Below are 13,509 nucleotides of genomic sequence, written 5' to 3'. Positions count from 1 at the left end.
GTGGGCGACGACGGGCTCCCCAGCCTCGCGGTCTGGAAGTTCGCATCCTGCGACGGCTGCCAGCTGACCCTGCTCGACTGCGAGGACGAACTGCTCGGCCTGGCCGAGCGGGTGCGGATCTCACACTTCCTGGAGATGTCCGGCGCGGAGGGCTCGGGCGAAGGAGGAACAGCCACCCTCGCCGGGGTCGGACCGTACGACCTCTCCCTGGTCGAGGGATCCGTCACCACGGCCGAGGACGCCCGGCGGATCCGCCGCATCCGGCAGATCTCCCGCCGCCTGGTCACCATCGGGGCCTGCGCCACCGCGGGCGGGGTCCAGGCACTGCGCAACTTCGCGGACGTCGCGGAGTTCCGCGCCGCCGTCTACGCCCACCCGGAGTACATCGCCACCCTGGCGACTTCCACCCCGATCTCGGCCCACGTGCCGGTCGACTTCGAGCTGCGGGGCTGCCCGATCGACCGCCGCCAGCTGCTGGAGGTGATCACCGCCTACCTGGCCGAGCGCAAGCCGAACATCCCGGCACACAGCGTCTGCTTCGAATGCAAGGCGCGCGGTACCACCTGCGTCACCGTCGCCCACGGCACCCCGTGCCTCGGGCCGGTCACCCACGCGGGCTGCGGTGCCATCTGCCCGGCCTACGACCGCGGGTGCTACGGCTGCTTCGGCCCGTCCAACAGCCCGAACATGCCGGCGATGGTGCGCCTGCTCCACCACGACGGCATGAACGACCGGGACGTCACACGGGTCTTCCGCACCTTCAACGCGGCCTCCCCCGAGTTCGCCGCCCTGCCCGAACCCGCCGACCAGGACACCGCCGCCGAGGAGGAAGCCCGATGAGCCACCGGGGATCCAGGGTCCTGCGCCTGGACGCCCTCGCCCGGGTGGAGGGCGAAGGCGCCCTGCACCTGACGATCAGCGACGGCGAGGTCACCGACACCCGGCTGCGGATCTACGAGCCGCCGCGCTTCTTCGAGGCCTTCCTGATCGGCCGGGGGCACACCGAGCCGCCCGACATCACCGCCAGGATCTGCGGCATCTGCCCCGTCGCCTACCAGATGACCGCCTGCCAGGCCGTCGAGGCCGCCTGCGGGGCGGTCGTCGACGGCCAACTCGCCGAGCTGCGGCGCCTGCTCTACTACGGTGAGTGGATCGAGAGTCAGTCCCTGCACATCCACCTGCTGCACGCCCCCGACTTCCACGGCCACCGAAGCGCCGTCGAGCTCGCCCGTGAGCAACGCGAGCCCGTGGAACGGGGGTTGCGGATCAAACAGGCAGGAAACGCCGTCATGGAGCTGCTCGGCGGCCGTGCCATCCACCCGGTCAACGTCCGGCTCGGCGGCTTCTACCGGGTGCCGACGCGGAGCGAACTCGCACCGCTGGCCGATCAGTTGCGCCGGGTGCGCGACGACGCTCTGGAGGCCGTGCGCTGGGTCGCAGGCTTCGACTTCCCCGACGTGGAGTTTGACCACCCGTTGCTGGCCGTGCAGGATCCCGGCCGGTATGCCATCGACTCCGGCGTACCCACCGCCCTCACACCGCCCGACCGCACCCACCCGGACCGGACGTCCGTGCAACGCTCCTTCCCCGCGGAAGAGTTCGAACAGCACGTGGTCGAGGAACACGTGCCGTACACCACCGCCCTGCGATCGACCCTGGACGGTCGACGCCACCTCACCGGCTCGCTGGCCCGGTACGCCGTCAGCGGCCGCTGGCTGCACCCGACGGCCGCCGAGGCCGCACGGGCGGCGGGACTCGGCGACCCGGCCACCGGCGCGGTGTGCCGCAACCCGTTCCGCAGCATCATCGTCCGCGCCGTCGAGGTGGTGCACGCGGTGGAGGAGGCACTGCGGATCATCGAGGACTACGAACCACCGCCCCGACCGCACACCGACGTCCCGCCGCGCGCGGCCGAGGGCTTCGCGACCACCGAGGCGCCGCGCGGTCTGCTCTACCACCGCTACGCCATGGACGCGGACGGCAACCTCACCCTCGCCCGGATCATCCCGCCCACCGCCCAGAACCAGGGGGCGATCGAGGAGGACCTGCGGCGGCTGGTGCAGTCCCGCCTGGACGGGCCCGGCGATCCTCCCGGCGACGAGGAGCTGACCGCCCTGTGCGAGCGGGCCGTGCGCAACCACGACCCGTGCATCTCCTGCTCCACCCACTTCCTCGACCTGACGGTGGACCGGACATGACGGGCCGGGTGGTCGTGATCGGCGTGGGCAACCCGTTCCGCCGGGACGACGGGGCCGGGCCGGCCGTCGTCGAGGCACTGGGCGGCCGAGTACCCGAAGACACGCTGCTCACCGTCAGCGACGGCGAGCCAGGCCGGATGCTCGGCCTCTGGGACGGCCAGGACGGCGTGATCGTGGTGGAGACGGTGCACGCGCACCCGGGAAACCCGGGACGGCTGCACACGCTGGACGCCGAACAGACCGCCCGGTGCGCGACCGGCCCGGCCAGCAGCCACGGCCTGGGCCTCGGCGAGACCGTCGCCCTCGCCGCCGCGCTCGACCGGATGCCCCGCGCGCTCGTGGTCCACGCGGTGGAGGGCGCGGACTTCGGCCTCGGTCCCGGACTCAGCCCACCGGTCCGGGCAGCACTCCCGGAACTGGTCCACCGGGTGGCCACGGCCGTCCGGGAGACGCGGCGGCGACTGAGCTCCCGGACCGGCTGAGCCGGTCGCGAGGGGGTTTTCGCGCGTCCAGTCCTCGGCCCCGCGCGGCACCACCACGGGGCAGTGCGCGTGCCGGGTGCAGTGCTGCCCGACGGACCCGAGCAGTGCAGCTCGAAGCCGCCGCCGCCCTTTGGGCCGGGGCGGCCCCTGCAGTGGGACCGAACGGCCCTGTGCCTGCCGCGGGCCCGGGCGGAGAGTGTGGGGCAGGGGACATCCGCGGAGGAGTGAGGATCATGCAGCACCGCACTGTGCACGACGTGATGACCCACGAGGTCGTCACCGCCCGGCCGGACACGCCGTTCAAGGAGATCGTGGCGCTGTTCCACCGCAACGACATCACCGCGCTCCCGGTCGTCGACGACCAGGGCAGTCCGCTCGGAATGGTCTCCGAGGCGGATCTGATCCGTAAGACGGCCGTCCTTCCCGACCCCGAGGGACGCACTGCGGGCCGCTGGCTGGACGCGCACGACCGGGCCCGCGCGGAGGCCGAGACCGCCGGTGGCCTGATGACCAGCCCCGCCGTCACCGCCCGTCCCGCCTGGTCCATCCCCGAGGCCGCCCGGGCCATGGCCAAGCACGACCTCAAGCGGCTGCCCGTGGTCGACGAGATCGGCCGGCTGGTCGGCATCGTGAGCCGCTGCGACCTGCTCCAGGTCTTCCTGCGGCACGACGGCGCGATCCGCGACGAGATCACCCACGATGTGCTCGGCCAGACCCTGTGGCTCGCCCCCGGCGACGTCCAGGTGACGGTTCACGAGGGTGTGGTGACGCTCACCGGGCGTCTTCCGCGCAAGAGCCTGGTCCAGGTCACCGAGCAGTTGTGCCGGTCCGTGGACGGTGTGGTGGCGGTCCATCAGAGTCTCGAATGGACCGAGGACGACACCGACATCAAGCTCGAACACCCCCACGCCTACCACGCCGGACTGCGGCAGTGACGGCCGAGGACGGTCCGGCGGGTCGCGACCGGGATCCCGGTTCGAACATCTCCGTCGGGTCCGGCAGCAGTACCCGGTGCCCGGGATGGCCCGGTGCCCGGGGTGCAGTGCGCCGGCCATGACGGCCCCCTGCCGGGCGGTGATGCCCGCCCGCCGGGTCGGTGGTCGCCCTTCCACGGTCCAGCGGCGACAGTCCCGGCCACACAGGCCGCCCGACCCCTGTCCCGGAGCCGGGCGGGTACTTCCGTCCAGGTGGTCCTGTCGGCCGCCGGGCGGTGCCGGTGGCTCCTGGCGCGCAGAATCGAAGGAGGGAACCGCCGGCCGGTCAGGAGAACAGCGATGGATGGGACTGAGTCCAGCGAATCCGGGCGGCCCGTGCGGGTCTTCCTGCTGGACGACCACGAGGTGGTCCGGCGCGGGGTCCGCGACCTGCTGGAGGCGGAGCCGGACCTGGAGGTGGTCGGCGAGGCGGCCACCTGCGCGCAGGCCCTGGCCCGGGTGCCGGCCCTGCACCCGCAGGTGGCCGTGCTGGACGTACGGCTGCCGGACGGCGACGGGGTCACGGTCTGCCGTGAACTGCGCGCCGGGATGCCCGAGCTGGCCTGCCTGATGCTCACCTCGTTCGATGACGACGACGCCCTGCTGGACGCGATCATGGCCGGGGCAGCCGGCTACGTCCTGAAGCAGGTCAAGGGTGCCGACCTGGTCGGCGCGGTGCGGACGGTCGCCTCGGGCCAGTCGATGCTGGACCCGGCCACCACCCGCAGACTCATGGAGAGCCTGCGCCACCACGACGAGTCCGAAACCGATGCAGCTCTCGCCCAACTGACCCCGCGTGAGCGGGAGATCCTCGCGCTGGTCGGTGAGGGAAAGACCAATCGGCAGATCGGTCAGGAGCTCTACCTCGCCGAGAAGACCGTCAAGAACTACGTCTCGCGCATGCTCGCCAAACTCGGCGTCGAACGCCGTCTCCAGGCGGCGGTCCTCGCCGCCCACGCCGACTCCGAGCACCACCGGCATCCGGGCTGAAGCCTCGCGACCCACCGCACGGAGCCGAACGGCCCGAGCACCGCCGACCGGATCGGCCACACGATGGGTGAGGAGAAGGGCATCCACCGCACCGGAGAAGCTCGTCCTTGCCGCAGTCGCTGCTCCGTCCGTTCACCACACCCGGCCCCGGCACCCGCCACCGAGCGCGACACGCCGGCGGACCGGCGACGGAAGCCGAGCCGGTCGGTCTCACGCGGGCGGCAGCGGAACCCGCCAGAGCAGTTCCGTCCCGCCGTGCGGCAGCGCGTGCGCGTCGAAGCTTCCGCCCAGCGCCGCAGCGCGTTCGGCGAGGTTCGCCAGCCCGCTGCGCCGCCCGCCCTCGGGCAGCCCGACGCCGTCGTCCGTCACGGTGACCGCCAGTTCGGCGCCCGCCGACAGCGACACCTCGACCCTGCCCGCACCGGCGTGCCGGGCGACGTTGGACAGTGCCTCCTCGAGCACGGCAATGGTCTCGTCCGCGATCCGCGGCGGCACCGTGACATCCAGCAGACCGGACATCCGCAGACCCGGGGTGAAACCGAGTACGGTCGCCGCCCGCTCGACGACCTCGACCACCCTGGCCCGCAACCCCTTCGCCGCCGGGCCCGCCTCCCTGATCCGCAGGCCGAAGATGGTTGCGCGGATGGTTCTCGCGGTCTCGTCGAGGTCGTCGATGGCACGCAGCACCCGGTCGGCGGCCTCCGGATGGTCGATGAACCTGAGCGCGCCCTGCAGCGTCATCCCGGTGGCGAACAGCCGCTGGATCGCCAGGTCGTGCAGGTCCCGGGCGATCCGGTCCCGCTCCTTCAGCAGGACGATCTGCTCGGACTCGCGTCGCCGCTCCGCCAGCTCCATCGCGAGCGCCGCCTGCCCGGCGAAACCCAGCAGCGGCCCGGACTCGTCCCCGTCGAACAACGGTGCACCCGTTGCGCGGGCCAGCATCAGCACGCCGCGCACGCCGTGCTCCGCGGTCCCGATCGGCACTGCGACGGCCGGGCCGAGTCCCTGCCAGCGTGGCGGCCCGGCAGTGATCCTCTGGTCCGTCTGCACATCCGTGCTGACCACCGGCTCACCACTGCGCGCCGCAGCCCCCATGAAGGAGCCCTCCAGGGGCAACACCAGCCCGCTGTGCTGCCGTTCCCCGAGGCCGACGGCGAACCGTACCTGCAACTCGTCGGAGCCGGGCAGCAGCAGCGCCACCACGGCGAGATCGGCACCGGCGATCTCGCTCGCCCGGGTGACCAGCAGATCCAGCACCTCCTGCTCGCAACTCCCGGACAGCAGACTGCCGGTGATCTCGGCGCTGGCCGCCAGCCAGCGCTCGCGCTGCCGGGCCTGTGCGTACAGCCGGGCGTTGTCGATCGCCACCCCGGCCGCCACGGCCAGTGTCGCGAGCACCGACTCGTCCTCGGCGTCGAACTCGACGCCGCCGCGCTTCTCGGTCAGGTACAGGTTGCCGAACACCCTGTCCCGGACCCGGATCGGCACCCCCAGGAAGCTGTGCATCGGCGGATGGCCGGCGGGGAAGCCGTACGAGGACGGGTGTTCGGAGATCCGGCTGAGCCGCAGCGGTACGGGGTGTCGGATCAGTTCGCCGAGCAGGCCGTGGCCGGACGGCAGCGGCCCGATCCGCTCGACCTGTTCGCCGGTCACGCCGACCGGGATGAACTGCGAGAGCCGCTGGTCCTCGCCGATCACCCCGAGCGCGCCGTACTCGGCGTCGACCAGGCTCACCGCCGCCTCCACGATGTGCCGCAGCGCCTGGGCCAGCTCCAGGTCCCGGCCCACGGCAAGGACCGCTTCCAGCAGGCTGTGGATCCGGTCCCGGGTGCTCCGGGCGGCGTCCAGCCTCGTCTGCAACTCGTCCAGCAGGTCGTCCAGCCGCAGCTGCGGCAGCGGTACCGCATTCTCCGATGCGCTCCCCACCGGTTCCTCCGAAGCTCGCCGGACACCACTCCCCAGCCTAGAAGGGGCGGCCGGGGCGCGCCCCGCACGTCCTGGGCCCGCCGACCCGGCCCGGGGGCCACCCGGCCCTTGGCACACCCCGGCTCTCCGGAGAACCCCGGCTGTGCAAAGGCACGCATTGCCCGACCGGTGCCCGACGGAGGTGACCAGGACATGAAGGCACTCACCCGTCACGGACCGGGCCGCCGCACCTGGGGCGGGTCCCCGACCCGGTGACACGGGACGTACTGCGCGCGGGTCCACCGGGCGGCGGCGCGCCTGCGCATCGGCTCGGGTTCCGGGACTTCAGGCGACGCGGGGAGGGCCGTGGAGCCGGGTGACCACCAGGATGGCCATGTCGTCGTCGCGTCTGCCCCCGCTCCAGCGGCCGACGTCTTTGGTGAGGGCATCCACCACTGCGTCGGGGTCGGTGAACCGCCTGCGCATGCACTCCGAGGCGACCGGATCGTAGAAGTTCCCCCACGTGTCCCGGGCCTCGGTGACACCGTCGGTGACCAACAACAGCGAGGCCCCCGGGGGCAGCCGCACCACATCGGCGGACACGGAGCCGGCAGGAGTGAGATCGCCCAGCCCCAGGCCGAGGGGCAGCTGTGGGACGGTCGGGTCGAGCCGCACGAGCTGTCCGTCGTGAAGCAGGTACGGCGGCGGATGCCCGCGGTTCACCAGGCTCAGTACCTCGCCGTCGGTGGAGACCTCGGCCAGCACGGCGGTGATGAAGCCCTCCATGGAGTACACCGTGCCGCTCCGGGCTGCTTCCCTGGTCAGCGCCTCGTCCATCCGCTGTCCCAGGGTGACCAGGGTGGGAGCGTGCTCGGCCGCCTGGCGGAAGATCCCGATCGCGACCGACACGACGGCGACAGCCGCAATACCTTTGCCCCGCACGTCGCCGATGATCATCCGCACCCCGAACGGCGTCTCCTGCACCGAGAAGAAATCACCGCCGATCCGCGCCTCGGCCTGCGCCGCCGTGTACCCCGCAGCCACGGTCAGCGGCCCGATCGTCCTCGGCGGCTCCGGGAGCACCGCCCGCTGGACCCCCTCCGCGACATCCCTGGCCAGCGCCAGATCGCGCCTCTGCCGCACGATCAGCCGGTTGACCGCCAGAGCCAGCACGCCGATCAAGCCGACCACGGCAAGATCGACGAACAACGGTGTCGCCGGACGCCCGCGTTCGACATCCACCAGCACCGAGACCACGCACGTGACGCACACGACGGCGAGCGCGGAGCGGAAGGAGAGCGTGGCACCCGCGACGAGCGGTGCGGCTGCCAGCAGCGGGAGCCCGGTGTACGGCTGGGGCGCGAAACGGTCCAGCAGGACGCCGGCCACGAGGGCCAGCGCCGCGAGCAGCCACGGCACCTTCGCCAGCGTGGGTCGCAGGACGTTCACAGCGCACCTCCCGTCCCGGCTGATCAAGGCCCGGATCGCAGGTCCCGGCCAGCCTGTCACATCACGGACTTACACGATCTTTTGGACACGGTCATCCCGAGACCACGACGACGTCGCTCCGCACATCGCCCGAGCCCGACCGCCGCCCCAGGTGTTCCGGCCCGGCCGATCGGGACCACCGGGAGTCCGGCTGGTCCGAAAATCCCCCACTCGTAGCCTGTTGTTACAGGTCAGGCGGCCTCTGCAGGTCGGAGGGTGGCCCAGTGGCCGCGCCGGGCCGGTCGGCCTACCGGTCGACGGGTCCGCCTGGTCCGTTCGGCCCTGCGGCGGCTTCGCGCATGCGCGTCTCCGGGCGGGGTGGCAGCGTGGAAGAGGAACACCCGTATGCGCGGGGACGGCCCGGATGCACGCAGTGAGTCATGCCCGTGGGGACAGGGCACAGGGCGGACCGAGGGAACACCGGTCCCCTCGGGGCCGGCTGCGCTCGCGGCTGTGCGTGCACAGTGTCGCCGGGCAGGTGTTCCTGTGGCTGCTGGTCGCGGTGGTGCTCCTGGTCGGCGCCGCGCTGACGGCGCTCCTGCTGCAGGCCAGGAGCTTCGCCATGAATGACGCCGCGCACCGCACGCGCGCCGCGGCCGTCACCTTGGCGCAGGTCCCCACGGTGGTGAACGCCCTGGACAGCCCCGATCCGACCGCGGTGCTGCAGCCGCTGGCCCTGGACATCATGAAGAAGGGCGGTTTCGACTACGTCGTGATCGCCAGCCCGGAGGGGATCCGCTACACGTCCGACAATCCCGCGCTGATCGGGAAGCACGTCATCGGCCCGTACCAGGAAGGCCTCAAGGGGCCGACCACCACCAGCCTCACCGCGCCCATCGGACGGGTCGTGGAAACCGACGTGCCGGTCACCAGGCCGGACGGTTCGGTCGCCGGGCTGGTCGAGGTCGGCTACACCGTCGCACACACGGGCAGCACGGTGAGCCGGCAACTGCCGGTCCTGCTCGGCGGCGCGGCGGCCGCGCTCGCCGTTGGCATGGCCGGGGCGGCGCTGGTGCGGCGGCGGCTGCGCCGCCAGACGCGCGGCTTGGGCCCGGCCGAGATGACGCGGATGTACGAGCACCATCACGCGGTGCTGCACGCGGTCCGCGAGGGCGTGCTGATCGTCGGCGGGGACGGACGGGTACTGCTGGCGAACGACGAGGCCCGGCGGCTGCTGGAGCTGCCGCCCGAGGTGGAGGGGCGGCCGGTCGCCGGGCTCGGGCTCGATCCCGGGCTGGCCGAGCTGCTGGTGTCCGGGCGGGCCGCCACCGACGAGGTGCACCTGGCCGAAGACCGGTTGCTCGCCGTCAACAACCGCCCGACCGCGCCGTTCGGCGGAGGGCCCGGCAGTGTCGCAACCATCCGGGACACCACCGAGCTGCGGGCGCTGGCCGGGCAGGCCGAGGCGGCCCGGGCCCGGCTGCGGCTGCTCTACGAGGCGGGGCTGCGGGTCGGCACCACGCTGGACGTGGTGCGGACCGCCCAGGAGCTGGCCGACGTGGCGGTTCCGCGCTTCGCGGACTTCGCCACGGTCGAGCTGGCCGACCCGGTGCTGTGCGGTGACGAGCCGCTCCCGGACCCGGGCACCGCACAGGGCCCGCGGATCCGTCGCACGGCCGCCAGCGGCATCAGCGACGACCGGCCGTTCTACCCCGTGGGCTCGCAGATCAGCCCGCTGCCCGGCACACCGGAGGAGACCGCCCTGGAGACCGGGAACGCCGCGCTCGTCGCCGACCTGGGGCAGGCGGACGCCTGGCGGGCGTGCGACCCGGAGACCGCCGACCGAATACTCGCGTACGGGATCCACTCGCTGATCTCCGCGCCGCTGCGGGCGCGCGGTCTGACCCTGGGCACGGTCAACTTCTGGCGCTCGGGGGAGTCCGAGCCGTTCGGGGAGGAGGACGTCTCCTTCGCCGAGGAACTGGTCGCCCGCGCGGCGATCACCGTCGACAACGCCCGTCGTTACACCCGCGAGCACCGGATGGCCGAGACACTCCAGCGCAGCCTGCTGCCCCGGGGGCTGCCCGAGCAGAGTGCCATGGAGGTGGCCTACCGCTATCTGCCGGCGCAGCGAGGGGTCGGCGGGGACTGGTTCGACGTCATCCCGCTGCCCGGCTTCCGCGTGGCGCTGGTCGTCGGCGATGTCGTCGGCCACGGCCTGCACGCCGCCGCCACGATGGGCCGACTGCGCACGGCCGTCCTCAACTTCTCCGCCCTCGACCTGCCCCCGGACGAACTGATCGCCCGCCTCGACGAACTGGTCGCCCGGCTCGACCAGGGCGAGGCGGCTGCGGGAGAAGGCGGCACCGAGGGCAGGGGCGAGCGAGAGGGCGAGGGCGAGCGGCCGGTCGTCACGGGCGCCACCTGCCTGTACGCGATCTACGATCCGGTCTCCGGACACTGCACGATGGCACGGGCGGGTCACCCACCGCCCGCGCTGGTGCACACCGACGGCAGCGTGGAGTTCGTCGACCTGCCCGCCGGGCCGCCGCTCGGCGTGGGCGGCCTGCCCTTCGAGACCACCGAGCTGCAGCTGGCGCCCGGCAGCGCGCTGGTGCTCTACACCGACGGGCTCGTCGCGGGCCGCGACCGCGACCTGGAGAACGGACTCGCCGCGCTGCGCCGTTCCCTGGCGGGTGCCGATGCCGACGGATCCCCGGAGGACACCTGCCGGGCCGTGTTCGGCGCGCTGGTCCCGTCGCGTCCGAGTGACGATGTCGCACTCCTCGTCGCACGCACGCAGCTGCTCGAGCCCGACCAGGTGGCCGGCTGGGACGTCCCGTGCGACTTCGCCGCCGTCTCACGCATCCGGAGCGAGTGTGTCGACCAGCTGGCGACCTGGGGGCTGGAGGAGCTGTCCTTCACCGCCGAGCTGATCCTCAGCGAGCTGATCACCAACGCCATCCGCTACGGCGCCGAGCCGATCCGTGTCCGCATGCTGCGGGACCGCAGCCTGGTCTTCGAGGTCTCCGACGGCAGCAGCACCGCCCCGCACCTGCGCTACGCTGCCAGCACGGACGAGGGCGGCCGGGGCCTGTTCCTGGTGGCCCAGCTGGCCGACCGGTGGGGGACCAGGTACACGGCCCGAGGCAAGGTCATCTGGTCCGAGCAGCCGCTGGCCGCACCCGAGTTCCAGTTCGAGGCGATGCTGCTGTGACCCCGTGGAAACGTCAGTGGCTGCGCACCGCAGCCGGGCACTCGTCGTACGGAACCGTCCCAGAGGGCGCTCGTCCCGAACTGCGCCCGGGTCGGACGGCGCAGGGTCAGCCGGCTCGGGGGATGGGGTCGGTGTCGCCGTGGGCGATGAGGAGTTTGCGGAGGAGGGTGTTGAGTTGGGTGCGCTCGGTGGGGGTGAGGGCCTCGATGAGACGCTCCTCGTTGCTGACGTGGCCGGCGAGGGCCGTGTCGATCAGTGACTTTCCCGCCGGGGTCAGGCGGATCAGGACGGCGCGGCGGTCGTTCGGGCAGGGGTTCCGCTCCACCAGGCCCTTCGCGGACAGGCGGTCGACCCGGTTGGTGATCGCGCCGGAGGTGACCATGGCCGCCTGCAGGAGCGCTCGGGCGTTGAGCTCGTAGGGCTCGCCCGCGCGGCGGAGGGTCGCGAGAACGTCGAACTCCGAGGAGTCCAGGCCGCATTCGGCGAAGTACTCGCGCAGGGCGCTGTCCACACGGATGTTCAGGCGCCTCAGCCGGCCGATCAGTGAGATGGCCTCGGGGTTCAGGTCGGGGCGGACCCGGGCCCACTGGTCGACGATGTCGTCGACGGTGTCATGCTCCTTCATGGAACTATCTTAACATTCAGATACTTGACGTTCACGCACCTTGGGGCGTAGAACTTATCTCAACGTTCACATAGTCAACGTTGAGGTGGATGCCATGGCTGGGACGTTCACAGGGCGCACGGGGGTGGCCGTCACGACGGCGCTGGCCCCGGCGGCATGGGGCACGACGTACCTGGTGACGACGCAACTGCTGCCCGAGGGCCGACCGCTGCTGCTCGCCGTGATGCGCGCGCTCCCGGCCGGTCTGCTGCTCCTGCTGCTGGGAAGAAAGCTGCCGAGGGGCCGCTGGTGGGGACGCGCGGCGGTGCTCGGGATGCTCAACATCGGGCTCTTCTTCCCGCTGACCTTCGTCGGCGCCTACCGCCTGCCGGGCGGTGTCGCGGCGACGGTCGGGGCGATCCAGCCACTGCTCGTCACCGGATTCTCGATCGGCGTGCTCGGAGTACGGCCCGGGCGGCGCGCCGTGCTCGCCGGTCTGGCCGGAGTCGGCGGCGTCGCGCTGCTGGTGCTCAAGAGCAGTGCACGACTGGACGGCCTCGGGATCGCCGCGATGGCCGCCGCGATCGCGCTCATGGCGATGGGCACCGTACTCACCCGCCGCTGGGGGAGGCCGGACGGTGCCACGTTGCGCGACCTGACGGCCTGGCAGCTGCTGGCGGGCTCGCTGTTCCTCCTCCCGCTCGAAGCCGTCGTGGAGGGCGCGCCGCCGGCGCTGAGCGGCACCAACCTGGCCGGCTTCGCCTACCTCGGGCTGGTCAGCACCGCGCTCGGGTACGTGCTCTGGTTCCGCGGTGTCGACCGGCTGGGGGCGGGGCCGGCGTCCTTCCTGGGCCTGATCAACCCGGTGGTCGCGACGGTGGGCGGCATCGTCGTACTCGACCAGACGCTGACCGGCTGGCAGTTCCTGGGGCTGCTGGTCGCCCTCGGCGCCATGCTGGCGGGGCAGGCGCCGGTGCGGAAGGCCGCCGATCAGCCGGTCCGGCCTCGGCCGACGGCGGGCCGACGGCCGGAGCCCGCACCGCAGCCTGCGGCAGCCCGCCACTGACACATCGTCACACCGAAATTGACGCATCGTCACACCGAAACGGAAGCAGGAGCAGACCATGCACTACGTGATCTTCGTCCGGACCGACCACACCCCCGACGCCGATCTGGGGCACTACCTCGCCAACGTCGGCGCGACTCTGGAGCCGTTCCACGGCAGGCTGCTCGCCTTCGACGCCCCGGCCCGACTGGAGGGCGAGACGGCGCACTCCAGGATCGCCATTCTGGAGTTCCCCGCCGAGGAGGACGCCCGCGGCTGGTACCACTCGCCCGCCTACCAGGAGCTGGTCGCCTGGCGGACCGGCGTCCTCGGTCGACCGGTGGACATCGGCCTCCTCAAGGGCCTGGCCGGATGAGGCGGGGCTGCCGAGCCCCGGGCGACGTCCGAGGCCGCATTGAGCGTTCACGGGTGTTCGCCCGCCCGGCCTTCCTCGTTGCCTGCCGCCCCGTTGGGGCAGGGACTCGGGCCTCGACCGAACCGCCGACCTGGTCGGCGGTCATCCAGGCTCCACCGGGGTAGTTGCTCAGCTGCGCCGAGCCGTTGACCCAGGTGCCGGCGCCGCCCGAGGCACCCCGGTCAAACGCCGGCGCGAAACCGCACGCCCAGACTAGCCCGGGGACCCACATTGACGTACAGTACGCCATG

The 13,509-nt window shown here is 72.3% G+C and carries 11 protein-coding genes; 8 read left to right on the top strand and 3 right to left on the bottom strand.

The genetic code is table 11. The features are described from left to right. The 5 genes from ACFC1R_RS27975 (at position 1) to ACFC1R_RS27955 (ending at position 4,644) form a co-directional block, all read left to right on the top strand. The gene (locus ACFC1R_RS27975; RefSeq protein ID WP_375943193.1) at positions 1 to 840 is read left to right on the top strand and encodes an oxidoreductase; all 840 of its coding nucleotides are present in this window, start codon (positions 1 to 3) and stop codon (positions 838 to 840) included. Then, a complete protein-coding gene (locus tag ACFC1R_RS27970; RefSeq protein WP_375943192.1) occupies positions 837 to 2,198 on the top strand; it encodes a Ni/Fe hydrogenase subunit alpha in 1,362 nt (453 codons plus the stop codon). The genes ACFC1R_RS27975 and ACFC1R_RS27970 overlap by 4 nt, the downstream gene beginning before the upstream one ends. Continuing rightward, entirely contained in the window at positions 2,195 to 2,680 is a 486-nt protein-coding gene (locus tag ACFC1R_RS27965; protein ID WP_375943190.1) for a hydrogenase maturation protease, read from the top strand. Before ACFC1R_RS27970 ends, ACFC1R_RS27965 begins: the two co-directional genes overlap by 4 nt. Before the next feature lie 233 nt (positions 2,681 to 2,913). Further along, on the top strand, positions 2,914 to 3,615 hold the full coding sequence (locus ACFC1R_RS27960) for a CBS domain-containing protein (RefSeq protein WP_375943188.1): 702 nt from the start codon (positions 2,914 to 2,916) through the stop codon (positions 3,613 to 3,615). Between the two features lie 339 nt (positions 3,616 to 3,954). Next, positions 3,955 to 4,644: a response regulator gene (locus tag ACFC1R_RS27955; RefSeq protein ID WP_375943186.1), complete on the top strand. Its 690-nt coding sequence runs from the start codon at positions 3,955 to 3,957 to the stop codon at positions 4,642 to 4,644. A 210-nt stretch (positions 4,645 to 4,854) separates the two neighbouring features. Here the strand turns inward: ACFC1R_RS27955 and ACFC1R_RS27950 are convergent, their stop codons facing one another. After that, the gene (locus tag ACFC1R_RS27950; RefSeq protein ID WP_375943184.1) at positions 4,855 to 6,570 is read right to left on the bottom strand and encodes a GAF domain-containing protein; all 1,716 of its coding nucleotides are present in this window, start codon (positions 6,568 to 6,570) and stop codon (positions 4,855 to 4,857) included. 324 nt (positions 6,571 to 6,894) lie between these two features. Then, on the bottom strand, positions 6,895 to 7,998 hold the full coding sequence (locus ACFC1R_RS27945; protein ID WP_375943182.1) for a PP2C family protein-serine/threonine phosphatase: 1,104 nt from the start codon (positions 7,996 to 7,998) through the stop codon (positions 6,895 to 6,897). Between the two features lie 403 nt (positions 7,999 to 8,401). Between ACFC1R_RS27945 and ACFC1R_RS27940 the strand changes: the two genes are divergently transcribed. Beyond that, positions 8,402 to 11,194: a SpoIIE family protein phosphatase gene (locus ACFC1R_RS27940; RefSeq protein WP_375943180.1), complete on the top strand. Its 2,793-nt coding sequence runs from the start codon at positions 8,402 to 8,404 to the stop codon at positions 11,192 to 11,194. A gap of 106 nt (positions 11,195 to 11,300) precedes the next feature. On the opposite strand, the gene ACFC1R_RS27935 is transcribed toward ACFC1R_RS27940, so the two are convergent. Further along, the gene (locus ACFC1R_RS27935) at positions 11,301 to 11,819 is read right to left on the bottom strand and encodes a MarR family winged helix-turn-helix transcriptional regulator (protein WP_375943178.1); all 519 of its coding nucleotides are present in this window, start codon (positions 11,817 to 11,819) and stop codon (positions 11,301 to 11,303) included. A gap of 94 nt (positions 11,820 to 11,913) precedes the next feature. Here ACFC1R_RS27935 and ACFC1R_RS27930 point away from each other — a divergent pair, with 94 nt between their 5' ends. Both ACFC1R_RS27930 and ACFC1R_RS27925 read left to right on the top strand, forming a co-directional pair. Beyond that, positions 11,914 to 12,864 (top strand): EamA family transporter, encoded by a 951-nt coding sequence (locus tag ACFC1R_RS27930; protein WP_375943176.1) that lies wholly within the window; start codon positions 11,914 to 11,916, stop codon positions 12,862 to 12,864. Between the two features lie 58 nt (positions 12,865 to 12,922). Further along, the gene (locus tag ACFC1R_RS27925) at positions 12,923 to 13,219 is read left to right on the top strand and encodes a DUF1330 domain-containing protein (RefSeq protein ID WP_375943174.1); all 297 of its coding nucleotides are present in this window, start codon (positions 12,923 to 12,925) and stop codon (positions 13,217 to 13,219) included. Positions 13,220 to 13,509 lie beyond the last annotated feature (290 nt).

Origin of the sequence: Kitasatospora sp. NPDC056138 (genome assembly GCF_042264695.1) — a bacterium.
Classification (GTDB): Bacteria; Actinomycetota; Actinomycetes; order Streptomycetales; family Streptomycetaceae; genus Kitasatospora.
Note: the sequence above shows the minus strand (reverse complement) of the source record. Positions and strands in the feature narration are given on the sequence as shown.